This is a genomic window from Prodigiosinella aquatilis, assembly GCA_030388725.1.
In the GTDB taxonomy this organism is placed as follows: Bacteria; Pseudomonadota; Gammaproteobacteria; order Enterobacterales; family Enterobacteriaceae; genus Prodigiosinella; species Prodigiosinella aquatilis.
On the sequence record CP128857.1, the window covers coordinates 4515187 to 4539573 of the forward strand.

The window sequence follows — 24387 nt, forward strand, 5'->3', positions numbered from 1 at the left end:
TCACCCCCACTTTCCCCCGTTTAATCCCCCATCTTATTCCGTTGCGATAACGGCGTGATCCGTTCCCCTTCAAAGGCGATCAGGCCATCTTTTTCCAGCTTGTCCAACCATCGGGTGAACTTCTTGTTCACATCAAAGCCCATTGCCCGCATATCGTCTCGTACTAATGAACGGGTGCAGCCTTCGCCGTTGGCCGTGCGTGAACGAATGGCCTGCCATAAGGCGACATGGTTTTCTGTCAGCCTAGAAATACCGGCTAAATCAGGATCGTTGCCAACATCATCCTCTCTGACTTCACGGCCTTCATCGTTCAGTACCAGCGAGGTGATCTGGTCGCCATCATCATCCACGTACAGATCAACGGCATTCAGGTCATAGGCGCGACGCGGCGGCTCTTCTGCATCTTTCATCTTGGTGCAACTGAGGATCAACGCGCCGCCATCATCTTCACGGCGCACGTTAAATTCCACATCCAACGCGGCCCGGAAGGCACTGGAGCCTCGTGCGCCTTTGTCCTGATCTTTACCGGAATGATGAATAATCAGCACCGTGGCCTGTGTTGCCGCTTTGATAGCATCGCATCCCTGGATGAATGCGCCCATGTCTTTAGCCGCATTTTCATCCGAACCCCCGAAGCAGCGGGCCAGCGTATCCAGAATAATCAGGCGAACCGACATACCGGAGGCGACTTTCACATCGCGGGCGGCTTGTATCACTTGCTGCACGCTCTCCGGGCTGGCCGGAAAAATCGGGCAATCGACACGGTAAAGCGCATCAATTGGGCTACCGCCGTTAAGCGTCTGCTCCCATGCCCGGATACGACGGGGAACACCAATCCCGCCTTCACCGACGACATAAATCACCGCCCCCTGCGTCACTGGCTTGCCCGCCCACGGTTTGCCAGTGGCGATATGACATCCCCATGACACCGCCAGAAAAGACTTATACGAGCCGCTGGCACCGTAAGCGCTGGCCACCGACGAACTCGGCAGATAGCCTTTAATCAGATAATCCTGCCGCGTATCAAAACCGTCAGAGCCTTTGCGCAGGGGTAATGAGGTGTTGAACGCGGATGTAGCAGTATCGATGCGGACTAAAGGGGTATGCATGGTATCGGGCTGATAACGTTGCTTGTTGAAGGCGGATTTTGTGGCCTCAAGCCCATATTGCTGGCGGTAATCATCCCAGTCACAGAGCCTTGTGGTGGGTGGTAACGAAACCCAGCCATCCACAGCCAGCGCGGCTTTTTCTGCCTGTTCTTTGCCGATATTGGTCGCGCCGTCAGCATGGACATCATGATCGCCCGCCAAAATAAAGGTGGCTTTGGGATACTCGTTGCGTAAGGCTTTAGCGACATTTATCAGGTTGGTTGCAGAAACCGCCGCGACAACGGCCGCCGTGGTTATCAGACTGATGGTCAGGCCGGTGGCGTACCCTTCGGTGATCACAATAGTGTCCGGCTCTTTCGGATAATGTACCGCGATGAAGGCGCCTTTCAACTGTGAACCAGGCAGCAGGCGTTTTTCTCCGTTGTCGTTGATCAACTGTGCGCCGGTAAGCTCACCGGAAACGCGGTGCAGCGCTAACAGAAGGCTTCCCCCATCAAACGTGATACCGCTAATGCGCGTTTTTTGCTGCGCGGTCAGGCATGGGAGAGTGGTGGAGAGCCCTTTCGTTTTCAAATACACGTTTTCACCATTACTTGAATGGTTCAGCATTGTCTTGATTTTATCCGCAAGAGGCGGGCGGCCAGTGGCCTTTTTCCTGGCTGGCGCTGTTGACGTGGGTAATGTCAGACTGGCCACCTGTTTTGCGGCGGCTGGCAGGTCGCAGTGTCTGACTTGTGCTATCAGGTCGAGGCCATCACCATGACCACACTGATTACAAAACCACGTCCCCCGTCCCTCTTTATCATCAAAACGAAAACGATCTTTCCCACCACAGGCAGGACAGGAGCCATGTTTCCCACCGGAAGGCACCGAAATATCCAGCGCTGCAAGAATGGACGACCAGCAGTAGCGGGACTGAGCGGTAATATCCGAAACGAATTTACTCATCGTCAGATACCTCCGCTTCCAGTGTGTCATTTAACTGATTCAGACGCTCCCACAAGATAAACATCAACAGTTCTTTAGCGAGGGCGTTTTCCAGTTCGATGATGGCATAGGCCAGCGCCCGACAGTGATCGACGAGTTCTTCCAGCGTAAGCGGTATGGGGTCATACATGATGTACCCCCGCAGAAAAAAAGAAAGATTGCGGGTATAGAAAGGGAAGGGTCGTAGCCATAAGGCAGCCTCCGTGGTAAGCAGGGTATCACTACCACCTGAGACGCCAACCTCTATGGTGGTAGCCCAGACGGGGTTGGCGTAACCGGTTACCACGTAGCCCGGCGCTCCTTGCGGAGCCCCCGCCTGAGCCACCATTGACAGGTATTCGCAGGCATCGCCTAATAAAAGACACGTAATAAATCCGTGTCTTTTAGGCAACGTGGTAAGTGTCGGAACGCCAATTCCGGCTACGGATTTTGCCGCAGCATCAGCAGTATATCGTAAATCGCCCGCCAGAAAAAAATAACAATGCATCATTGCTGAACCTCCCCGCGCTGGCTGACGCGTGCAGCGATCCAGTCATTCACTTCGCTTTCCACCCACGCTACCGAACGGGAACCGATTTTGACCGCCTGAGGAAATTCCCCCTGCTTCATCAGCAGGTAAATCCATGATTTTTTAAGGCTGGTTTTTTTCATCACACCCGATAAGCGAATTAACGTGATATCTGCCATGATCAATCCTCCTTCCGGGTGTAAACGCGTTCAACGTAGCGGCCCCGGCCATCACCATGGCCGAGATCCATTGACGTTAACGCTCTGGCTTCACTACGGGAAAATCCTTGTGACAGGTAATAACGGATTGCATCCTGCGCCCATGCGTAGCGCAGGCTGTGCGGAGAATAGTGACCGGTCAGCCCCAATCGGGTGGTCTGTGTGCGCCAGAAGTTCATGGCGGTTTTCAGGTCGGGTTTATCGATCAACCTGCCGTTACGCGCCTCAGCCACCTTTAGCGCCGCTTTCACTGCTCGTTGAATGGCTTCGCGATCGATAATCCGGGTTTCACGTGGCCTGCCGCCTTTGGTGCCAAATACCACAGTGAGCGTTTGTTGATGGAGTTCAAGCTGCTTTTCCCATGTTTTCAACGAACTGGCGCACTGCACCGTCTCCTGAGAGCGCAACCCCAGCAACCGGGCAAGCTGAAGTGCACAGGCCAGACCGGCATCGTCCTGACGGGCAGTGTTCAGCACAGACTGATAGAGCGCATCCGGGATGGCAAACTTTGTACCCGCACGGCTTGCGCCACCCAGTCCCAGTGTTTTATTCGTCAGGCGCTCAGAAGCGACGAGCTTTTCCCGTCCTCCCTGCCTGAGCACTGTGCGCAGCGCTGCCATTTCGTTGTGAAGCGTGCGAACGGCAATGCATTCTGACAAGCGCTCAGCGACATAACTTTCGATATGTCTGGCTTTGAGGTACTTGATGTCACGCACCTGAATATTCAGCGCCAGCAAGTGACGGCAGAGCCTGTCCATAATACGGATGCGATCATGAACTGTTTTGTAGCTCCCACCGGCCTGTTTAGCCAGTGTGGTCATTTCACGACTTAATTTACTCATGCAACTTCTCCCTACAATTTCAACCTGCTGCTTTTCTCTGGCGCTTGGGGAAATGGCAGACACAATGGGAATTGACCTGCCTTGAACGATACCTGTGCGCCAGAGCGGGCAGCGGTTGAGGTATTGCGGGGTGTCGGTTTATGCACTCTGTGCGACCGCCTGCGGTTGCAGGTTTTCCCCTCAGGCCGTTGGGCCTGCCTCGGTATCGGTTCAATCTCCTGTAAAAAAAAAAAGCGATCAGTTCGGCACAAACAGGTGTGTCAGATTCATGACGCAGTGGTTGAAGTTGCTTGTCTCAGGGGCTGACGTGCCCATAGGCTGCGGCGTCACTTTCATCCGTTGGCACGGAAAAAGTGACGCCGGTGCAGACGATGCGGGCAGGCGCGTAGCCGATGCCTTACGGCATAGCAGCGCGCAGCCAGCACGTTCACACGCACAGACGCAAATCATTGAGACGAATAAAGCTAAAGTTGCACGATAGCGTGAACTTACAGAAGTAAGCGCTGTTTAAGCCGCCTATGAAGTGAAATCACCACAACGATAACGTTGCAGCTACAGGCCAGTCCCCTACGGTATGGAGGCCGCTCTCTGGCTGGGTATAGCGAGGCCCACAGCAATAGTTGGGCTTGAGGTATAGTAGTAGCCTTCATCGTCACGCTCATAGCGGCCCTGACGACATCTGCTTGCAGAAGGTAAGCAGATTTACCGCGCTTCTTCATCACGCTCTCTTCCTTTCAGGCTACGGAAGAGTACCGGTGTGGTCGCCCGAAGGCGTCAGTCTCAGACCACGCTTCATTCCTTATGACTTTAGCAGTGTGACCACCCGAAGGCGTTTCTCTCAGGTCACTCGTATCATCCTGACACTGGAAACATTGGCAGTTGTCTAAGACAACGGATTACTCGGATAAAAATACGACGGAATTTTGCAGACTTCAAGTAGTTTGAATATTCATCAAAAGGGAGTAATCTAGCACTAAGTGCTATAGTTAAAGGTATGGAATGCTGGCCTGATGCGTGTATTCAAAACCAAATGGTTTACTAAGGCGGCTAAATCCCACGCTATCAAGGATAGTGAGTTATGTCAGGCCATTGAGGCGGTAACTCAGGGGAAAGCTGATGATCTCGGCGGCGGCGTTTACAAGAAACGTCTTAACCAAAACCGAGATCGCGCCATCATACTGGCGAAAGGCGGGGAACATTGGTTTTACACGTTCCTGTATGCCAAGCAGGATATGGCGAACATTGATGATCGTGAACTGGCCGGGTTCCGCGAACTGGCGAAGCAGTATGCCAACCTTGCCGATGAAAAGATTACGGCACTGATTAAGCATAAAGAACTGGTGGAGATTTGCCATGACCGCAAAAAGTAAATTCAAGAGTCCTGCATTTGAAGCTATCCACAGCGCGGCTTCTGGCTTATTCAGCGTCGACGCTATCCCACAGGAAACGATGAGAAACTTTGACAAAGCCTGCATCAATAGTGTGGATGATCTTCAACCGCTAGAAATAAAAGCACTACGTGAGAAGCTGAACGTCAGCCAACCGGTTTTTGCCCGTTACCTGAATACCAGTGTTTCAACGGTGCAAAAATGGGAAAGTGGTGTAAAACGCCCCAGCGGGTTATCGCTGAAACTGCTTACCGTGGTGCAGAAGCATGGGTTGAAGGTGCTGGTTTGACTCACTAAGAGTAAATTGATATGACTTATTAAGATGATTTTTATTATAGGGTTATCTTTAATAAAGTCAGTAAGGAACGTATCCTAAAACATACTAATAAAAGTCTTCAATTAATTTTATGGAAATTATATATGTTAAAAATAACTTACGCTTTAGAACCGATCCCAATAGGGAACGTCTATAAGAGTGTGGAAGAACTCTAAAATGGACATCAACTGAATATGAAAGCGGATTGGTTAATTTATGATGGATTATAGGCTCAATTGGAATAGGCTCAAAATAATAAAAATATACATAAAAAGAGAGTCTAACGAATGTCGCAGGCTGGTCTAGCAGAAAACCATTAAATATGGTATAGTAAAAAATTATTTCCTGTGGTTATTAATTTTAAGAATATGAATGCAATTGCCCAAGAATTATTAGATATCAACAAAAAGATAAGAAGTAATCTTTTTAAATGGAATGGGCAATTTTCCCCACAATTTATAGAGGCATTGCTAAAGAATTACTCTAAGAATGGTGACATAGTTCTTGACCCCTTCTCTGGAAGTGGGACTGTATTGTATGAAGCCTCAAAACTCAATTTAAATACAATTGGTTGCGATATTAATCCATCTGCTTGCAAAATCTCAAATATATATAAAATTAGCAATCTCGACTATCATTCACGGAAGACTATAGTCGATAAGTTTTCAGCAATAATGAAGTCTGTTTTAAATAGGATTTCAGAAGAGAATATTTCCGACTATACAACGGAAATAATAGAAATAATAGATCTCAATGATGAGTATTTAAGAATTTTAATTGAGGGATATTTGATACTATCAGATGTTCACCCCTATAATAAAAGTAAAAACAACCTTGATAAACTTTTTTATGAGTATATACAAGTTATTCTCGAATTACCTTTTAACAGTAATGGCGTTCAGTGTTACCAAGCTGATTGCCGACAGTTACCATTAGAAAATAATACAGTAAGCTTGGTGATTACATCACCACCTTATATAAACGTTTTTAATTATCATCAACAATATAGGAAAAATGTTGAAGCTTTGGGTTATGATGTTTTAAAAATTGCCAAGTCTGAAATAGGTTCCAATAGAAAATTTCGCTCAAACAGATTCTACACTGTTTTTCAATATATTTTTGATATATCAAAATGTCTTGAAGAGATTAGTCGTGTGAGTAAAGATGACGCAAGAATTATTTTTATTGTTGGAAAAGTCTCGAATGTTTTAGGTATGAGAATTAACAATGGCGAAATTGTTAAAGATATAGCTATCGCAATGGGCTTTACTATTCCACTCATTCAAGAACGTTCATTCAAGAATAAATTTGGAAAAATAATAACAGAAGAAATAATTAATATCCCAAATACTAAAATTCATACTCATACTCCGTATGCATTGGAATCTATTGGAAGATTGCATTTGTCAAGAGTTTTAAATGAAATCCAAAGCGAAAATGTTAAAGAATTAATTATGAAAGCAATTGATAATTCAGAGAAAATTCCCTTGTCCCCTATATTTAAATAGTGCCATTGGAGTATTAATTTAATTAAAACGAACAGTGCGTAAGTGATTTCCCAAGTATGCTATGAAGATCTTTCGCTCATCAGAAATACCACCAATATAACCTCTAATGCTATCTGTTATATTAAAATGAAGTCTATATTGTTGCGACTTACCAACATGGTTCCTGAAAATTCGTTCATCTCCATACTGTTGCATTGTTGGTTCTGATTCATCTTTGAGCATTACCCCTTTCTGTATTATATGAGAGCGTCTTATTTCCCCAAATTTCCAAACATCAGTACAATAACTGTTAAGGTGGCAACTTAATTCATAAATTTTGTTTAGAATACTAAGATTGCCACCAGTCCTGTTTATAAAATCTATTGCACATTCAGATAAAATTATGGATTGGCAATCACTATCTAGCCGTTGAAAAAGTTGCTCAGGGGTTGAAATATCAGAGTCTTCAATTAAAGCTAAAACCCAAGAATCCTTATAATTTTCAGCATTTAGTTCGCCAAGATTTAAAACCTGAACAGTTGTAGCAGTTAACTCGCCATTATCATTTATTTCTTTTTTTTGCATTTCTATACTGAATTTATCCCATTCCTCAGCTGATGGGATTGATAAGAATGCATTATTCAAAAAATAAGCATATGCACCACCAATAGATTGATCTTCATTAAAATATAATTCATGATCAAGAGTCTGTTGTTGTAACTCTTCCAAAAATGGAGTTTCTTGAATAGTAGATAATAAAACGCCTTGATTATCCTTTTCAAGTTTAGAGTTATTTATGTGTTCAAGGAAATTTTGACCATCCTTACATGGTTGTTTTAACACTGATGAATGATAAGCAATTTTGAGTTTTTGGTCATTCCGTATTAACTTATTGAAAAAAATGATTCTATCAAAATAGTATTTTACACAAATAGAATTATCTAAACTAGATAAAGAAAGTTCATTGAACGGAAATATACTATCTTTATTCATTGTTGAGCCCTCAAGATTTGGTTCAATGATTTAGTCCACTCATCAAAAAAACCATCAGGCCAAAAGTCGAATTTTGCATTCTCATCTAATTTAGGTGAGAGAATATTTGTATGGGAAGATATATTATTTCCAGAGTCAACCATTTCAAAAAAATAAAAATTAACATCATCTGGCCCAATAAATCCAGTAACAACTGATTTCCTTATCCCATTGATAACATGATCACTATGAGTTTCAACTATTATCTGAACACCATCACTTGCTGTCTTAGAAAATAACTCACCTAACTTGGATTGCCCTTGCGGGTGTAAATGAGCTTCAGGGGTATCGATGATTAGTAAATCACCCTTTTCAGCTTTCAAGCATTGCACAATTACAGGTAGCACATAACTTATACCAAAGCCTACATTTGTGCTTCTGTAATTGTTAGATATACCCAGTTTTCTTTCAAATGAATAATTTAGACCTACCAAATCCGTACCATCTATATAGTCCGTATTCAAGGATATACCAGGACAAATATCTTGCAACCATTTATTAGTATTTTCAATTAAAGTGCTATTAACAGCATTTATATGAAGCCTGTCTTGGATTTCAAATGATTGCTTTCCAAAAATGTTTAGATAATGATATACAAACTCACCTGACATACCAATATCTCTAAGATTTCTTACTCTATAATCGTTTTTTTCCTGTAAAACAGTTGGACCAACTCTGCTTGCTTGCAAATAGTAAACTTTGTCAAAAAAGGTATTAATTTCAGCTCGCTCGTGTGTGACATTTTTAAGTTGCAAATAATCCAGACCAAACTCCTCTAAATCTAAATCAAAGGAAAATAAAAATTCAGTATGATCCACATTCAAGATTAACTTAATTATTTGGTCTTCTGCACCCTCGTGAAAAATATCCTGAACTTTTCCAAGCTGGCAATAATTATTATTTAGATTAATTACATTATAATTTGGTGATTGATACTCATAGTGAGATTTAAGTAATAGCAGAGACTGAATAATAGAGGATTTGCCTGACCCATTTATTCCTGATAACACATTTAATTTAGTGAAACTAAGTTCTGCAGAGTTAAAACTTTTAAAATTCCTTAATTTATATGAATTAATCATTTATTATACTCTCTATTTTTGACATCAGCATATTATGACGAGTTCTCATAGACTCAGGCTTTCTAGACGATATTGCAAAATTAAATTTACTGTCATCCTGAAGCTTGTCAAAAAATTCTACAACTTCGTCTTTCCTCTTAACTAGAATCTTCCGTTGTGTCTTATTAATATTAAGTATTACCGCCATCCATGTTTCGAAAATATTTTTGTTAATTGGTTTCTTTCTTTGTGGCAAGGATGACTTTTTCCTAAATACCATATCCCCAAAAATGGTTCTTAAATCATTAATGGAGTTTTTAAATTTTGCTCTAATATTACTAATTTCGTCTTCATCTAATTCATTTATCTTCTTCATGGCTGCATCGAGATAATTTTCAATTTTCATTTCAAAAATTATATCTACATCCAAAAGTAAATAACCTAATGCTCTAAGTACCAAGGCATTAAGTTCCATTCTATCATTCTCAGTTCCCCAAAAATCAGAAATAACCTCCCAATCAGCTAACTCGTTTAATAGTATTGTAGGTTTCCCATCATTTAAAGCATGTCTAATCTCCTGTGGAGTTAAAGGAGTTCCACCTGTATTTATTCTTTTGAAAATATTAAATTTAACATTATCAGGTGTTCCTTGATTTATGAAAACAATGGTAACTTCGGTTTCCTCTATTCGTCTAATATATGACCTTGGGAGCTCGTCATATGAAAGGCCCTCAAAGGAGGTTGTATATTCAAGACCACTTAGCTTAAGGGTTTTATCAACTAAAAACTCTTTTAGTGCAGTAATTCGCTGCAAACCATCAATTATTTTCCATCGGTCTTCATCTGTGGCATCAATATAAAAAACTGGAATAGGTATTCTGACAAGTAATGATTCAATCAAACGGCTTTTATTATCGTTATTCCAAACACTTCTCCGTTGATATGTAGGAGTCAATATTTCGTTATGCCTGACACGACTCATAAGAGTATAAATAGACTGGACTCTCGAATCCATCCTGATTTTTGAAGGGTCGAATGGTACAATTATCTCATCCATTTCATTGCTCTCAATGAAAACCTTTTATAAACACCCATTATATCACAGGTAAATGCAATGAAAAATAAAAGTTTTGTATTATTAACAGCATCAGAAAGAGCCACCATATCAAAGCTCCGTTTCTCAAGGTTGCTTTGCTTTTCCTACTCTTTAATTGTACATAAATATATAAAAATATTGTATTCGAGCAAGTGTTAATTAACGTGTGGATAATCCCAATTAGAATTCATCCCACACATTTTTATGGTAGAGACATAGAGCACCATTAAATCATCAATAAATATTTTTTTGATTACTAAAGTATATTAATTTTTTCAATACATCAATACGCGTTGGAGGAAAGTATTTATACATTTAATGTCCCTTTTCCATATAAGCTAGATTTATCTAGGTAAATATATATGAGCTGAGCTTAGATAACTCATCAAATTGACGCCACCTGTAATTTAACACCCACCACCGTTAGCAGTTTGCTGATCGTCTCATACCGAGGGTGCGCTCTTGGTGTCAGTGTTTTATACAGACTTTCGCACCCGATTCCGGCTTCACGAGCAACATTAGTCATTCCTTTGGCTTTGATAACATCTTTCAACGCAGTCAAAAAAACATCGGGATTAGGGTCTTCCAGTGCTGCACTCAGGTATTCAGCAATCACCTCTTCGCTATCCAGATAATCCGCAGCATCTAATGGTGCTAAGTTGAGGTCTTTCATTCTTTATTCTCCAGAGTTTCGAGGAGTTGTTTGGCATGTTTGATATCTTTGCTTTGTGTGGATTTATCACCACCATTTAGAAGTAGATAAATCAAATTGTCACGCCGTGTGTAATACACCCTGTAGCCAGCCAGTATGGATGCGCATCTCACTGATGCCTTGCCCTACAGGTTCACAATCACCAAAGTTACCCTGTTCAGCAGAACGCAGACGTTCCAAGATCCGCACCTTCCCTTTGGCATCTTTCAACAGTTCACCCTGGAAGGCTTCGCTTTTACGCCCGAAGCGCCACTGGCGTAAAAGCGAAGCCTTCCAGGGTGAACAGCGCGGACTGTTCGATGAAGATATCGAGGCTGATGCCGCCGATATTGAACAACAGTTGGCCACGTTATTACCCGAACCTAAAGCCGACAAACCCGCCGTGCCCAAACGCCGACCGCTGCCGCCGGAACTACCACGCCAGGATATTCACCTTGCCCCCGCATCCGATAGCTGCCCGGACTGTGGCCATGCCCTGCGCTTTATCCGTGATGAAATCAGCGAAAGGTTGGAATATGTGCCGGCGCGTTTTATCGTGCATCGCCATATCCGCCCACAGTTCAGCTGTGAACACTGCGACACCGTGGTCAGCGCGCCACTACCGGCGCAGCTGATCGAAAAAGGCCAGCCCGGCCCAGGGTTGCTGGCGCAGGTGGTCAGCGCCAAATGCCTCGATCATCTGCCGCTCTATCGCCAACAGGTTATCTATCAACGCAGCGGTGTTGATATCCCGCGCAGTACGCTGGCGGGTTGGTTCGGCGCAGTGGGCGCGGCGCTCAAACCGCTGGCCGAGCGCCTGCATCACGACCTGCTGCAACATCCGGTGCTGCAAGCCGATGAAACCACGCTCTCTATCCTCGACCCTGGCAAAGGCAAAACTCAACGCGGTTATCTCTGGGCCTATGTGACTACCCACAGTGCCGAGCAGGCGATAGTGCTGTATGACTGTCAGCCGGGGCGCAGTGGTCAATATGCGCGCGACATCCTTGATGGTTGGCGCGGTACCCTGGTAGTAGATGGTTACGCCGGTTACCAGGCCTTGTTCGACAGCGGCCAGGCCCTGGACGCGGGCTGTTGGGCGCACGCCCGACGAAAGTTCTTTGAACTGTTTACCATCAATAAAAGCCCGGTGGCCAAACTGGCCCTCGACAGCATCCGTGAGTTGTACCAACTTGAGCGTAAAATCAAACAGCGTCCGGCGGATAAAAAACGCCAATGGCGACAGCGGTATGCCAAACCTCGACTGAAGGTCTTCCATCAGTGGCTCATGTTGCAACAGCCGCAGGCCGCGCCTAACTCCGCACTGCGCAAAGCGTTGGACTATATCCTGAAACGCTGGTCGGCCTTACTGCGCTATCTGGATGACGGCCGAGTACCCATAGATAATAACCGCGCAGAAAATGTCATGCGCCCGGTAGCCGTGGGAAGAAAAAACTGGATGTTCGCCGGGTCGTTGCGCGCTGGGCAACGTATGGCCGCTATCCTGAGCCTGCTGGAAACCGCTAAACTCAACGGCCACGATCCTTATATCTGGCTGCGTGACGTATTAACGCGCCTCCCCACTTGGCCCAATAACAGAATAGCCGAGCTGTTGCCCTACGCCGAAAATAGCTTCAACTGATACTGGTCAGTCTATAACATTATTTTATCCGCACAACGTGAGTTCACCGACCCCTTACGTTGCAGAAGACAAAAGCGGCTTCCCCTTGCCAGGGTTGGTGCAGGTGGTCGGTAATATATTGCGTCAGGGTATCAATCCCCCGACGCATATCGACGGGCTCTCGCGCCAGCCAGATATGCTGCGGCGTTAGCATAGGGACAAGGCCTGCATCACGGCCCGCAACTGAGCGGGAAGGCACCTGACCGAACAGCCGTTGGGGAGGTTGAGCGTCACGGTGTCGGCGTCATTATTCTCAGGCAGAACCCGGCGAGCTGGAATGAAGGCGGCGGGAACGGTCACGGTAGCGTCATTGCGATGATGTTTGAGCCAATAATAAAAGGTGGCAGGGTTCAAATCGTGTTGCTGACAATAGTGCTGTTTGGTTAATCCACTCTGTTGCCAGGCATCGAGATGCTGTTGTCGCTCACTGTGAGAATACCGTTTTGCCATATTTCACCTCCGATTCGTTGTATTGAATGAGGGAAGCATGTGGCAGCAGAGTTTTGTTAACAATACGAGTTCGCCGGACGCTTACGTTTTAGTTCTTTATTTTTGCCATCTTTTTATAATGTGCGGAATAACCCGTATGCTCGAATACTAATCTAAGCCCCTCTTTGAAATCATTATAGTTAAATTCCTTGAAGTCAAAAATGTTCTGTCCTAATGAGTGTGATTCTCTGTTTATGTAGCGAATAAAGGACTGAAATCGTGGTTTTTTTAACTCCGGTTTTTGAGTAACGTTGCTTAAATCTGCTTTTTGTACAAAATTAAAAAAGTATTCAATTATATTCCTCATGCAGTTAGCAATTAAGGCCGGGGGTTGTTTGTCATCATTGATTACTGACCAGTAAGACTGGTAGTCATTCTGTATTTCATCGTACCTCATTAAGCTAATTGAACTGCCATTGGAGTTTTTAGAAAGTCTAAATAAATTTTGAGTTTCTTTTCTTCTTTCATGGTTTGCATCAGCAAGTTCATAGAAAAAATACAGACTGTGAGATAAAACAAATACCTGCTCTATTTCATCAGAGTTAAAGAAGTCATTTTTTATCAGTTGGCCAATGTTATAGACAAAAATATGTGATAAGCTTGATACAGGGTCATCGATTATTGCTATTTTTCTCGTTTTACCCTCGGTAGCGATTCTTTTTCCTCTGAATAGTTCTCTAAAATATAAAAGGCTGATAATCATTTTTTCGCCTTCACTTAATGATGAGAATATTTTAGAATTAGACTCATTGCGTACTATGCGATAAAGAGCATCTTCATATTTTTCGATATAAAAATCAGTGATTCCAATATCATTTAAACCTTGATTTATGTTGAATACTGCCTCATCTATATTTACGGTGGATTTCTGATATTCAATCCGCTCTTCATCTTTAGCCTTTATTATTTCTTCTTTTCCATCTTTTTCTGTGTTTTTTTGAATGATGATATTGTTTGCACTTTTTTTTATATCGTTGAAATTTAAAATTGTTTGATCATACTCATGCCTTAATATCTGCCAGAACGATATCTTTATTTTTTCTAACTCATCTTTTGCATTGTCTATTTTGGAGTTATGTGTGGTTATTTCAGCATTCACTAATTCCACTAGTGAATTGATGTTATCAACAGAGTTAGATATATCAGTCAGAGTTACCGGATTACTGGGGTTTATTACTTTCTGCTTTATTAGTTCCAGGTTGTTCTCTGTATCTTTGCTTAATTGGTTATAATGGTCGCTTAATTTAATTATATAATTGGCAGACAGTTTGCATTCTTTATAAGTATCCAGTAAAGGAATGCTGTCAATCAATGACTTATATTTAGTCTGAATGGAGTTCATTTTTTCCACACTATTTTGATACGTCTCATCGAAATAATTACGAATATGCTGAACCAAGTTTTCAGTTATAGTTTGAGATTGACAAAATGGACACTGGGAGTCTCCTGTTTGTTCTAAGTATTTTAGCCCTTCATTTACCCAATCTGAGTTCTGAAGCTTACTTATAAGATATGAGACGGGACTGTCTGTACTTCCCACAATGATATCTTGAAGCAATTCCACTTCATCGAATGATAATTCAATGGTGTCAATTTTCTCTAACATGCTGTATTTAATTGCTGTCTCGCCATCAACCGCACTTGCTTCTTCTTTTAGGTTAGAGATGTTTTTTGATGGCTTAGGATTAGGTAAAGGAATCGAGCAAAGATGGTTAAATAATGATTCTTTACTTCCCATTTTTCCTGACAAACAAAATTCAAGGACCCTATCACCACCTGAATAGTTAGTTTTAATTTCCCATGTTTTATTTTGAGCTTTGTTTTTTGCATCAGAAATAGTGGTTTTTTGTGCTGTAATTTCATTTTCAATTTCACGTTTTTCATCAGATAATTTTATTATTTCTAATGTAAGGCTCTCAACCTTTTCTTTTGCTTCTTTATTTTCTTTGGATAAACTAAATATTCCATTTAGAGAATCCTTTGCATAAAAGTTATCCAGAATGAATTTCTGATTGTAGACAAGGACTTCATCATACTCACCTGAGTGAGAGCAATGCTGATATTTTTTATTCTCTATGTCATAGAAATAATTGGAGAGAGTGCTTTTACCTGTTCCATTTAAACCATAAATAATATTTACTTTTTTATCAGTATTTAACTCTGATTTTGATTTGTAACTTGCAACTTCATTTAGCACTATATTGTTTATCATGATTTGCCCTTTAGATGTTCGTGACTAAAGACCCAAGGTTGATAAAGTATCTCTTATGAGGGTTCTAAGCAAGTAAGAGAGTGATATTTTTCGACGTAGATACACAAGATATTACCCTGCTACTGCGGCGTCATATTCTCTTCATTGCAAGAGAGGGTGTCCGTTAATTGAAAGTGTGGTTTTTACTGTTTTCTATCTTTCATGTTAACCAATCATCATAAATTTTATTTTCCATTTTAGTTAGTCTGTTTTAATTTAAAGAATCTAAGGCGTATAGGATAAGCGTAAACTAATTTATTCACCGAAAAGGTTGACGGCTCGGTTTGTATTTTGCATTCGGGTAGACCCAGTTTCATTCAAAAGTACGATCAGTAGCAGAGCCTTTATGCCACAAGTTTTCTAACTACCCTCAAAAAATAGGTATTAAAAGTGTGCCGACGAAGTTGCAAGGTCCGTTCCTCGCTCACAGCAGACGTGTTATTCATGGGCTTGTCCGCTCCGTGCCGAAGCGGACGTATAGTGGTTCTAGAAAAACGCTTATGTCGTATGACCAATTTGTGTCGCCCACTTCAAACAACCAAAATCATATATAATGCAAATTACCAACAAAATCCGCCCACTCTTGCATCATCTTCCGACGCTCATCCAAATACACCGCACGATTGTAACTCGCTCGTACCTTGTTACGCTCAGTATGAGCAAGCTGGCGTTCGATCACATCCGGGCGGTAGCCCATTTCATTTAAAATCGTTGATGCGGTAGCGCGAAAGCCGTGCGCGGAAAAACCGATGCTATCCTTGCCATTAAACCCCATACGCTCAAGCGCACGATTAAGGGTGGTCGCCGTCATGCAATCCTGTGGGTTACGATAATTTGGGAACAACCACCCACGTCCGCCAGTGTATGTCTGTAATTCCCGTAGCAGCACAATCGCCTGCGTTGATAACGGGACAATATGCTCTTCTCGCATCTTCATTCTTCCGGCAGGGATTCGCCATTCAGCACCATCCAGATCAAATTCCCGCCATTCTGCTTTGCGAAGCTCAACAGTTCTGACAAACGTCAGTAACATCAATTTTAAGGCAATCACCGTGGTGCGATAGCCACCATAGCGATTCAGTGCCTGCATGAAATCCGCAATTTCAGTACGCGACAGAGGTTTATGATGCTCAACTTTAGGTCGGCGTATTGCGCCTTTGAGCGCAGCCGCCGGATCGCTATCTGCGCGAAGTGTTGCTACTGCGTAACGAAATATCGCAGAAGACCACTGCCTTATCAGCAAAGCAACCGTCTCCGCCCCCCGCCCTTCAATACGTTTGATGATCTCAAGCAGGTGGGCCGCTCTCACACTTTTGATTGGCAGCTTACCAATGACAGGAAATACATCGGCAGCTAAGAAGCGTTCTACCTGCCGTAAGTAGTAAGGTGTCCAGTCTGGTGACTTTTTATCGATCCACTCACGCGCAACAGCTTCGAACGTATTCGCGTTAGCACTGTGGCTCGCCATACGTTCTAACTGGCGCTGATGTGCTGGATGTATCGCCTGTTTGACCAAAGCTCTGGCTTTATCATGCTCAGCGCGGGCTTCGGCAAGGCTCAGTGTTGGATACTCTCCCAGAGCAAATACGTTTTCTTTTCCTGCAATACGGTATCGGTAACGCCACAGTTTTGAACCTGACGGGCGAACCTCCAGATACAGGCCACCACCATCAGCCAGCTTGATCGGTTTATTGGTCGATTTGGTACTACGAATTTTTGCATCAGTCAGCGGCATACAATTGCGGGTATCAGATAAACGATACCCGCAAAGATACCCGCAATTTTCGTGGATAACAATGGACTATCTCACCCACCAATGAACGGTAATTAACTGTAATTTAATGAGATTGAACCAAAACATGGAGGGCAATAAACGCCAATGGACTTCGATGGCAGTTATCAATTAGTAGCAGCATATCAAACCTAAATTATTGATAAATATCGAAAATATAACTTTGCTTGTGAGACTCGCAATAGTACCCACCATTTTTTCTGATACTTTTCTAATTAAGCGGATCTAACGCAGGCCATTGTACCCGCATCTACTAGCAAAGGGGTGACAGCAATTGATGTCATCAACGCTTGATTGTTGATAGCCACAAAGCATGGTAGGAAGGCAGGAACAGTATAAAACATACGCCAGAACGCCCGTCATACATCGAGATACTGCCACATCAACCTCCTGCACTTAGAACAGACCATAAAGGCTTTCGTGGGTTCCATGTTAGGCAGAGCACATGTGTTGCAATAGAAGAGTGGTAGCCAGAGGTAGCCAAAAGCAGGCTGTCGGGAAAATATGGCCTGAAATATTGAATACACCTGCCCGGTGGAATTTAATCCAACCGGAGGAATGTTATGATAAACCGCAAAAAATCATCCGATCAACACGAGGCTTCATGATCATCACCACTACGCCGCGACTTATCATTCGCGCATTTAATGACAAAGACGCGTCGGCGCTATTCGATTATCTATCTTCGCCACGCACACCCTGTTTTCATGATGAGAAACTCAGCACTTTCGCAGAGGCAAAAGAAGAGGTTAACAAAAGAGCTCATGATGCCAGCCAGTTCGCCGTTTGCCTTAAGGAGACAGACAGGCTTATCGGCCATCTGTTTGCCAATAATAGTGAAGAGCCGGATCGGAATACCTGGAGTGTGGGCTGGCACTTTAACCAGCATTATGAAGGTCAGGGTTTTGCTACGGAATCCGTCGCGGGACTCTTTCATTATTTGTTTACTGAAAGAGAAGCCAGACGCCTGTATGCCTATGTTGAAGACTACAACCTGGCGTCGCAGAGACTTTGCACCCGCCTTCATATGCGCCAGGAAGGATGTTTTATGGAATTTGTCTCGTTTGTAGCGGAAGACGGCAATGAAAAATATGACAACACATTCGTCTACGCCCTGCTCAAAAAAGAGTGGCTGGTTGCCAGCCAGGTAGCTGAAGGGACGTAGCAGCCGACGCCTTTGCATCAGGCAAGGAATTAATATCCTGTAGTTGGCACTTTAAGCATTGGGTGAGAGGCGAAAGTAAACGAGGTTGGATTGGAATATCCGAGGAGTTAGCCAATGCCTGGCCGAAATCGGCAAACCCACGACTTACACAGGATTTACAGTATCAGCGCTAAGAGATGAATTCTGCGGACTGCATAGTGCCAACAGCGAGCTTTGGCAACACCGCAAACGTCTATAAGTCACCCTCTCCCTTGACTGAAATACACACCAAACCACTGGCTAGATTATCTAGTTGTACTTCCTGAGTAATTCGTACACCGTTCTTCAATACGCCTGATAATGTCAAACAGATGTGCAGCCTTCACATGGCGAATCAATAATCTGCCGATAATAGTGGGAAAAATGCTGGCAACGAAAAAACGTTCAATCTGCCGTAAATAATATGGCGATCAGTCCGGCGCTTTTTTAGCGATCCATACTCGTGCAACTGATTCAAACATACTGGTATTCACACTGTTTATTTTTAACATGATAAAAGAGGGAATCATCATGCACTCGCCAGTAAAACCATCCAGACAAACCAATCGGAGTCACGATACTTAATACATAAAAATAATCACCATAAAAAATTAAAAAATAATTAATTATTAAAATAATATGCTTCAGTGCGTAGACATCCGACCAATAAAAGTGATGCCCATCAAATCTCTGAAAATTAATATCAAAACACATAATGAAACATCGTTTTAATTATTGAATTGTTCCTTTTTTAAGCTAAAACTGTGTGTGGTTGGTCAGCATACTTCGGTTCTACTTACCTATTTCGTGCCGAAACAACCTACCTCAAGGGCATGTGGAACGATAAATGCCCGAAAATACCTTTGAAAAAATAGGAACACTATTCATGAAAGCATTACTCAAACCTATAACTGCGGGGCTGTTGTTGGCATTATGCCAACCCGTCTTTGCCGCAAGTACAGCAACCGGTGGTTATGCCACCACCGCTGGCGGTAACGTTACCGGTGCAGTCAGTAAAACAGCATCATCCATGCAAGATATTATCGATATCATTGCTGCTGCCCGATACGACTCCGCTGGCAAGAAAGTCAAAACCGGTGCCTATCCGCTGATCATCACCTACACCGGCAATGAAGACTCGCTGATCAATGCTGCTGCCGCCAACATTTGCGCCCAGTCAGCAAAAGATGCCCGCGGAGTGGAAATCAAAGAGTTCACCAAAGGCATCACTATCATCGGTGCCAATGGTTCTTCCGCCAACTTCGGGATCTGGATTACAAAATCCTCCGACGTGGTGGTACAGAACATGCGTATCGGTTATCTGCCAGGCGGGGCCAGTGACGGCGATATGATCCGCATTGATAGATCCCCTAATGTGTGGATTGACCATAACGAACTGTTTGCTGCCAATCATGAATGTGATGGCAGTAAAGACGGTGATACAACCTTTGAATCGGCTGTGGATATCAAAAAAGACTCAACCTACGTTACCGTGTCTTACAACTACATCCATGGTGTTAAGAAAGTGGGTCTGGCAGGATTCAGCTCGTCAGATACGGCAAAGCGCAACATCACTTATCACCACAATATCTACAACGACGTCAACTCCCGACTGCCACTACAACGTGGTGGTCTGGTGCATGCCTACAACAACCTGTATACCGATGTCACCAGTTCGGGTCTGAACGTGCGTCAAAATGGTAATGCGCTGATCGAGAGCAACTGGTTTGAAAACACGGTAAACCCGGTAACGTCCCGTTATGATGGTTCCAATTTCGGCAAGTGGGAATTGCGTAACAACAACATTACCAAACCTGCCGACTTCACTACCTACAACATTACCTGGACTGCCGATACCAAGCCTTATGTAAACGCAGACAGCTGGACCACCACCGGGGCCTACCCGTCCAGCATTCCTTACAGCTACAGCCCGGTCAGTGCCCAGTGCGTGAAAAACAAACTGGCTAACTATGCTGGTGTCAGCAAGAACCTGGCAACCTTGACCAGTTCAGCCTGTAACTAAACCGTTCCCCGCCCGGAATCGATCTCATGGCGGCAGAGAACATTGCACAACTGATACTGTGAGTACGACGCTTTTATCCGGGCAGATAACGAATAGATGTGACCTGAGCGGGCGATATCAGCTCGCTCATTTTTTATGAAAAAAACACTACCCTGGAGTAAACAGCGATGAAATGTAATCTTTTATTTGCTGTATTATTTGGCACCTGCGTGTTGGCGGCTAACGCTGCAACAACCGCAGCGCCTGACTTAAAAGGATTTGGTACCGATACTGTGGCTGGCAGCGGCGGCAAGATTATCCGTGTCACCACTCTCGCCTCCACTGGCACGGGCTCACTGCGTACAGCACTGGCCACAAAAGGCGCGCGTATTATTGTTTTCGAAGTTGGTGGAATCATTGATCTGGATGAACATGACCTGAAACTAACAGAACCCTTTGTGACGATTGCTGGTCAAACCGCGCCATCACCAGGCATTACGCTGATCCGCGGCGGTATGTCCATTTCAACGCACGATGTACTGATGCAACACATCCGCTTCCGCATTGGTGACGCAGGCCACGCCAAGAAGAGCGGTTTTGAAAAAGACGTCTCTCTTTATGGCCCCAGCGCCTATAACGTCGTGGTCGATCATTGCAGTTTCGCTTGGGGAACTGACGAAAACCTATCGGTTTCCGGCCCCCGTTACGACGGCCAGTCAGGTACGGCCCATAATGTTACTTTTTCAAACAATATCATCGCCGAAGGCCTTTATGATTCCAGCCATTCCAAGGGCATCCACTCCATGGGAACACTGGTTCATGATAACGTGACCAATGCCGCCATTATCGGCAACCTCTATGCCCAGAATAACGAACGCAATCCCTGGTTTAAGGGCAACGCCACTGGCGTTATCGTCAATAACCTGATCTATAATCCCGGCAAATGGGCCATTCGGATGGGGGCGATACAAAGTGAGTGGGAAGGACGTACTCTGCCCGATAAGCCAAAAGTCGCCATCGTAGGTAACGTGATGTATCACGGTAAAAACACCCAATCCAGTCTGTCATTGGTCGGCAGCAATACCACTGGGGGTAATGTCTGGATGAGCGATAACCTGGCTTATGATACTGCGGGGAACGCTGTGGCCCAGACCTCTGGCACTGGCATCAGCCTGCTGAAATCCGCGCCGGTCTGGCCTACCGGGCTGACCACCATCCGTTCTGGTTCCGTAGTCAATCAGGTCACGCAAAAGGCAGGGGCGCGTCCACTGGATCGCGATGCGGTGGATAAACGCATTGTCAGTAACTTCCAGAAGCGCACGGGTTCTTTTATCGACAGCCAGAATGATGTCGGCGGCTATCCCACGGCAACAGCGACCAAACACACACTGACAGTACCATCCAGTAATGTAGACGAATGGCTGCAAACCATGGCAAAAGCACTGGAATAATGCCGATTCGCCATACCTGAACACAACCAGGGGGAACCATTCATGGTTTCCCCTGAGGCTGGCAATGTTCAGCTATCAGGGGAAGTGCCTCCTCGGTGCGGTATGCCCGGATATCTGAGGCTTAAAAACAATATTGCCAATCAGATGCATCTGCCAGCTCGCCACCGATATCACACAAACATCAGATATGTACCTTTGCTGTAAGCAACCTTACATCTTCAGCCAATTTGCATCTTTTACACCAGATATTGACATTAAACCATTGGAAAACAGTACAGACATGCCAATATATGCCGATAAAAACGTAGCCTGAATCACATCATATAGTTTAGCAGGAACGAACAACGGGCCTAATACCAACCACACACTTATATTGCCGGGTTTGAGCAAAGGCGACACGATCTGCTGTCTCTGTTCTGGTTCCAGATCCTTCAGTCGATAACGGCACCACGATGAATTACAGAGTATAACCAGATCTAACCAGCATCCCTTGATGTGACGGGACATTCAGCATGATTACCGATGAGCGCACCATCTCAATATTTCATAACGTGCGCAGGTTAATAACAGTATTTTTTGATTTTCACTTTGAGGTGACGGATGAAAGTTGATATTCCAACTATGTTTATGATGCTCATTGCCATCTGTCTTATTCTCGCCATCTGCGTCCGCTGGTTTGTTCACAGCCAGAATGATCAAGGGCTTGAGATTTGTTTCTGGTCTATGATTTTCTTTGCCTGTGGCTTATCTTTGTTACTGCTTCGACACCACGTTCCTGATGTTATTTCTATTGTGCTCGCCAATACCATCGTGACAACGGGTTATTCTCTGCTTTTACTCTCCGTCATTCGCTTTCAAAAACGTGAAGTCCCATCTTGGGTGCTCTGGGGACCTATTCTTTTCATTCTGATAGCATTCAGCCTGGTTATAGAAAGTATATATTCACGGCTGCTAATTAATGCCGCGGTTTCTTTTATACAAAGCGCAATTATTATCTACTACCTCATGTCTCAGGACGCTTCGCAGCCTTCAAGGGGAAGAAATCTGATGGTGTTAGGTTTAGGTATCAATCTACTGGCGCTGGTCGGACGGTTGGTAACCACCATCATTCAAAATAATCAACAAGATAGCTTGCTCAACAACTCGTTTCATCATTTTATTTTCAATTTTTCCAATATCCTTACGCTGATGTTTGTGGTCAACGGGATGATGATGATGGCAAAAGATCGGTCAGATCATCTGAATAGTCTGATGGTAAGACAAGATAATCTGACTGGATGCTGGAACCGCATCCGCATTCAGGAAATCGCCCAGCAGGAAATGGCTCGGTTGGAACGCTACGGGCACCCGGTATCCTTGTTGATGATCGACCTGGATAATTTTAAAAAGATCAATGACAAATTCGGGCATGCGGCTGGAGATACCGTACTATGCGGCTTTGTGAATACGGCCTGGCAATCGTTGCGGACAACAGATGTACTGGGGCGCTGGGGGGGTGAAGAATTCGTGGCAATATTGCCATCCACTGGACTGGCTGGCGCCATAGAAACAGCGGAACGCATTCTTTCCTCGCTGGAAACACAGATATTCCCCAACTCGATTCAGATAACAGCCAGCATTGGCATCGCCATCGGTCAATCGACAGACAGTTGGTCAGATTGGCTTGGGCGAGCTGATGCGGCACTTTACCGGGCAAAAGCCAATGGACGTAACCGAGTGGAGCTGGAAATCTTTGAAACGACAGAAGAGGACGATATAAACAGGAAAGACTCTCATCTGGTTACACTGACCTGGCGCAGCACCTACGAAACAGGTTACGCGGAAATAGACATGCAGCATCGTTTACTTTTTGATAAGGCTAATGATTTCCTGCAACTGATTTTGCAAAAATCTTCGTCAGAGGTATTGATTGAGTATGCCAGCAGACTGGCCGATGACATTAGACGGCACATGCAGGATGAAGAGTCGTTCCTGTGGGACAAACATCATCCGAAGGCAGCATCACATACCGTTATACACAATAAGTTGCTTGCACAAGTTGACGAGATGATAGCGTGCTGTCAACAAGGGCAGATCAGTAGCATAGAACTATTCCACTATATCGTTTACGAAGTCATCGCCCAGCATATGCTGATTGAAGATCAAAAATTAAATCTCACCACACCGCCCTGACCAAGCAGGAAGCGAACTTCCTGCCAGAATCATTAATTACTTATTTTTTAAAACTTTTGCCGACTGAATGACAATTGGTTTGGTGGGCACATTCTGATAAGGACCGACATTTTCGGTTTGCATCTGAGAAATCTTATCCGCCACATCCATCCCTTTTACGACCTTGCCAAACACCGCATAACCGAAATCGCGCTGACCATGATCCAGAAAAGCGTTATCCGCAACATTAATAAAGAACTGGCTGGTGGCACTGTCTTTCTCAGCAGTGCGCGCCATAGCGATCGTACCCCGCAGGTTGCGCAAACCGTTATCCGCTTCGTTTTTAATCGCCGGATTAACCGCCTTCGGTTTCATATTGCTGTCAAATCCCCCGCCTTGAATCATAAAACCAGGGATAACACGGTGGAACGTTGTGCCGTTATAGAATCCGCTATTTACGTAATTCACGAAGTTTTTCACAGATACTGGTGCTTTTTGATTGTCCAGCGCCAATTCAATGTTCCCGGCTGACGTAGTAAGCAGCACATAAGTAGAGGTAGAGGTTGCAGCAAACGCGGGCGAAAATGCGGTTAAAGAAAGAACCGTTGCGACCGCTGCCAGTATACGTTTTGACATGAAGAATTCCTTTTTG

Annotated in this window: 20 protein-coding genes and 4 pseudogenes; 9 read left to right on the top strand and 15 right to left on the bottom strand. The window is 44.2% G+C overall.

The window, feature by feature from the left end:
* Nucleotides 1-20 precede the first annotated feature (20 nt).
* From PCO85_21065 to PCO85_21085, 5 genes and pseudogenes are all read right to left on the bottom strand, one after another.
* Nucleotides 21-1109: a helicase RepA family protein gene (locus tag PCO85_21065; protein ID WJV56164.1), complete on the bottom strand. Its 1089-nt coding sequence runs from the start codon at nt 1107-1109 to the stop codon at nt 21-23.
* Nucleotides 1110-1172: 63 nt separating this feature from the next.
* Nucleotides 1173-2057 (bottom strand): annotated as a pseudogene (locus tag PCO85_21070) (primase-helicase zinc-binding domain-containing protein).
* Nucleotides 2050-2586, bottom strand: a complete 537-nt coding sequence (locus tag PCO85_21075) for an ash family protein (protein ID WJV53606.1) — start codon at nt 2584-2586, stop codon at nt 2050-2052. The pseudogene PCO85_21070 and the gene PCO85_21075 overlap by 8 nt, the downstream one beginning before the upstream one ends.
* Nucleotides 2583-2783 (bottom strand): AlpA family transcriptional regulator, encoded by a 201-nt coding sequence (locus tag PCO85_21080; protein ID WJV53607.1) that lies wholly within the window; start codon nt 2781-2783, stop codon nt 2583-2585. The genes PCO85_21075 and PCO85_21080 overlap by 4 nt, the downstream gene beginning before the upstream one ends.
* A gap of 2 nt (nt 2784-2785) precedes the next feature.
* Nucleotides 2786-3664 (bottom strand): integrase domain-containing protein, encoded by an 879-nt coding sequence (locus PCO85_21085; protein ID WJV53608.1) that lies wholly within the window; start codon nt 3662-3664, stop codon nt 2786-2788.
* A gap of 268 nt (nt 3665-3932) precedes the next feature.
* Between PCO85_21085 and PCO85_21090 the strand changes: the two genes are divergently transcribed.
* From PCO85_21090 to PCO85_21105, 4 genes are all read left to right on the top strand, one after another.
* Entirely contained in the window at nt 3933-4145 is a 213-nt protein-coding gene (locus PCO85_21090) for a hypothetical protein (protein WJV53609.1), read from the top strand.
* A 529-nt stretch (nt 4146-4674) separates the two neighbouring features.
* Nucleotides 4675-5034, top strand: coding sequence for a type II toxin-antitoxin system RelE/ParE family toxin (locus tag PCO85_21095; protein WJV53610.1), 360 nt, complete (start codon nt 4675-4677; stop codon nt 5032-5034).
* Entirely contained in the window at nt 5018-5341 is a 324-nt protein-coding gene (locus PCO85_21100; GenBank protein WJV53611.1) for a DNA-binding transcriptional regulator, read from the top strand. The genes PCO85_21095 and PCO85_21100 overlap by 17 nt, the downstream gene beginning before the upstream one ends.
* A gap of 395 nt (nt 5342-5736) precedes the next feature.
* Nucleotides 5737-6876 (top strand): DNA methyltransferase, encoded by a 1140-nt coding sequence (locus PCO85_21105; GenBank protein ID WJV53612.1) that lies wholly within the window; start codon nt 5737-5739, stop codon nt 6874-6876.
* An 18-nt stretch (nt 6877-6894) separates the two neighbouring features.
* Here the strand turns inward: PCO85_21105 and PCO85_21110 are convergent, their stop codons facing one another.
* The 5 genes and pseudogenes from PCO85_21110 to PCO85_21130 form a co-directional block, all read right to left on the bottom strand.
* A complete protein-coding gene (locus PCO85_21110) occupies nt 6895-7848 on the bottom strand; it encodes a hypothetical protein (protein ID WJV53613.1) in 954 nt (317 codons plus the stop codon).
* Nucleotides 7845-8969 (bottom strand): DUF3696 domain-containing protein, encoded by a 1125-nt coding sequence (locus PCO85_21115; protein ID WJV53614.1) that lies wholly within the window; start codon nt 8967-8969, stop codon nt 7845-7847. Before PCO85_21115 ends, PCO85_21110 begins: the two co-directional genes overlap by 4 nt.
* Nucleotides 8962-10005 (bottom strand): DUF262 domain-containing protein, encoded by a 1044-nt coding sequence (locus tag PCO85_21120; GenBank protein ID WJV53615.1) that lies wholly within the window; start codon nt 10003-10005, stop codon nt 8962-8964. The genes PCO85_21115 and PCO85_21120 overlap by 8 nt, the downstream gene beginning before the upstream one ends.
* Before the next feature lie 424 nt (nt 10006-10429).
* Nucleotides 10430-10717, bottom strand: a complete 288-nt coding sequence (locus tag PCO85_21125; GenBank protein ID WJV53616.1) for a putative addiction module antidote protein — start codon at nt 10715-10717, stop codon at nt 10430-10432.
* Nucleotides 10714-10969, bottom strand: a pseudogene (locus PCO85_21130) (type II toxin-antitoxin system RelE/ParE family toxin). The gene PCO85_21125 and the pseudogene PCO85_21130 overlap by 4 nt, the downstream one beginning before the upstream one ends.
* A 70-nt stretch (nt 10970-11039) precedes the next feature.
* On the opposite strand from PCO85_21130, the pseudogene PCO85_21135 reads away from it, so the two are divergent.
* Nucleotides 11040-12377, top strand: a pseudogene (locus PCO85_21135) (IS66 family transposase).
* A 46-nt stretch (nt 12378-12423) separates the two neighbouring features.
* Here PCO85_21135 and tnpB read toward each other — a convergent pair.
* The 4 genes and pseudogenes from tnpB to PCO85_21155 all read right to left on the bottom strand — a co-directional run bounded on the left by tnpB (nt 12424) and on the right by PCO85_21155 (nt 16891).
* Nucleotides 12424-12570 (bottom strand): annotated as a pseudogene (tnpB, locus tag PCO85_21140) (IS66 family insertion sequence element accessory protein TnpB).
* A complete protein-coding gene (locus PCO85_21145) occupies nt 12564-12866 on the bottom strand; it encodes a hypothetical protein (protein ID WJV53617.1) in 303 nt (100 codons plus the stop codon). Before PCO85_21145 ends, tnpB begins: the two are co-directional and overlap by 7 nt.
* 88 nt (nt 12867-12954) lie before the next feature.
* Entirely contained in the window at nt 12955-15117 is a 2163-nt protein-coding gene (locus tag PCO85_21150; GenBank protein ID WJV53618.1) for an AAA family ATPase, read from the bottom strand.
* Between the two features lie 583 nt (nt 15118-15700).
* On the bottom strand, nt 15701-16891 hold the full coding sequence (locus PCO85_21155) for a tyrosine-type recombinase/integrase (GenBank protein WJV53619.1): 1191 nt from the start codon (nt 16889-16891) through the stop codon (nt 15701-15703).
* Nucleotides 16892-17552: 661 nt separating this feature from the next.
* On the opposite strand from PCO85_21155, the gene PCO85_21160 reads away from it, so the two are divergent.
* The 4 genes from PCO85_21160 (at nt 17553) to PCO85_21175 (ending at nt 23756) form a co-directional block, all read left to right on the top strand.
* Complete coding sequence (locus tag PCO85_21160; protein ID WJV53620.1) at nt 17553-18113, top strand: GNAT family protein; 561 nt, start codon at nt 17553-17555, stop codon at nt 18111-18113.
* Nucleotides 18114-19017: 904 nt separating this feature from the next.
* Nucleotides 19018-20154 carry a polysaccharide lyase gene (locus PCO85_21165; protein WJV56165.1) on the top strand — a complete coding sequence of 379 codons (1137 nt, stop codon included), beginning with the start codon at nt 19018-19020 and terminating at the stop codon, nt 20152-20154.
* 167 nt (nt 20155-20321) lie between these two features.
* Nucleotides 20322-21584: a right-handed parallel beta-helix repeat-containing protein gene (locus PCO85_21170; GenBank protein ID WJV53621.1), complete on the top strand. Its 1263-nt coding sequence runs from the start codon at nt 20322-20324 to the stop codon at nt 21582-21584.
* A gap of 1047 nt (nt 21585-22631) precedes the next feature.
* Entirely contained in the window at nt 22632-23756 is a 1125-nt protein-coding gene (locus PCO85_21175) for a diguanylate cyclase (GenBank protein WJV53622.1), read from the top strand.
* Between the two features lie 36 nt (nt 23757-23792).
* On the opposite strand, the gene ppiA is transcribed toward PCO85_21175, so the two are convergent.
* Nucleotides 23793-24371 (bottom strand): peptidylprolyl isomerase A, encoded by a 579-nt coding sequence (gene ppiA / locus PCO85_21180; protein WJV53623.1) that lies wholly within the window; start codon nt 24369-24371, stop codon nt 23793-23795.
* Nucleotides 24372-24387: the final 16 nt, after the last annotated feature.

Bases quoted from the DNA above. Each gene is read 5' to 3' on its own strand.
- PCO85_21085 (WJV53608.1), bottom strand. From the start codon at position 3,664: ATGAGTAAATTAAGTCGTGAAATGACCACACTGGCTAAACAGGCCGGT.
- PCO85_21100 (WJV53611.1), top strand. From the start codon at position 5,018: ATGACCGCAAAAAGTAAATTCAAGAGTCCTGCATTTGAAGCTATCCAC.
- PCO85_21095 (WJV53610.1), top strand. From the start codon at position 4,675: ATGCGTGTATTCAAAACCAAATGGTTTACTAAGGCGGCTAAATCCCAC.
- PCO85_21160 (WJV53620.1), top strand. From the start codon at position 17,553: ATGATCATCACCACTACGCCGCGACTTATCATTCGCGCATTTAATGAC.
- PCO85_21165 (WJV56165.1), top strand. From the start codon at position 19,018: ATGAAAGCATTACTCAAACCTATAACTGCGGGGCTGTTGTTGGCATTA.
- ppiA (WJV53623.1), bottom strand. From the start codon at position 24,371: ATGTCAAAACGTATACTGGCAGCGGTCGCAACGGTTCTTTCTTTAACC.
- PCO85_21125 (WJV53616.1), bottom strand. From the start codon at position 10,717: ATGAAAGACCTCAACTTAGCACCATTAGATGCTGCGGATTATCTGGAT.
- PCO85_21065 (WJV56164.1), bottom strand. From the start codon at position 1,109: ATGCATACCCCTTTAGTCCGCATCGATACTGCTACATCCGCGTTCAAC.
- PCO85_21120 (WJV53615.1), bottom strand. From the start codon at position 10,005: ATGGATGAGATAATTGTACCATTCGACCCTTCAAAAATCAGGATGGAT.
- PCO85_21170 (WJV53621.1), top strand. From the start codon at position 20,322: ATGAAATGTAATCTTTTATTTGCTGTATTATTTGGCACCTGCGTGTTG.
- PCO85_21080 (WJV53607.1), bottom strand. From the start codon at position 2,783: ATGGCAGATATCACGTTAATTCGCTTATCGGGTGTGATGAAAAAAACC.
- PCO85_21090 (WJV53609.1), top strand. From the start codon at position 3,933: ATGACGCAGTGGTTGAAGTTGCTTGTCTCAGGGGCTGACGTGCCCATA.
- PCO85_21110 (WJV53613.1), bottom strand. From the start codon at position 7,848: ATGAATAAAGATAGTATATTTCCGTTCAATGAACTTTCTTTATCTAGT.
- PCO85_21175 (WJV53622.1), top strand. From the start codon at position 22,632: ATGGTGTTAGGTTTAGGTATCAATCTACTGGCGCTGGTCGGACGGTTG.
- PCO85_21155 (WJV53619.1), bottom strand. From the start codon at position 16,891: ATGCCGCTGACTGATGCAAAAATTCGTAGTACCAAATCGACCAATAAA.
- PCO85_21115 (WJV53614.1), bottom strand. From the start codon at position 8,969: ATGATTAATTCATATAAATTAAGGAATTTTAAAAGTTTTAACTCTGCA.
- PCO85_21105 (WJV53612.1), top strand. From the start codon at position 5,737: ATGAATGCAATTGCCCAAGAATTATTAGATATCAACAAAAAGATAAGA.
- PCO85_21150 (WJV53618.1), bottom strand. From the start codon at position 15,117: ATGATAAACAATATAGTGCTAAATGAAGTTGCAAGTTACAAATCAAAA.
- PCO85_21145 (WJV53617.1), bottom strand. From the start codon at position 12,866: ATGGCAAAACGGTATTCTCACAGTGAGCGACAACAGCATCTCGATGCC.
- PCO85_21075 (WJV53606.1), bottom strand. From the start codon at position 2,586: ATGATGCATTGTTATTTTTTTCTGGCGGGCGATTTACGATATACTGCT.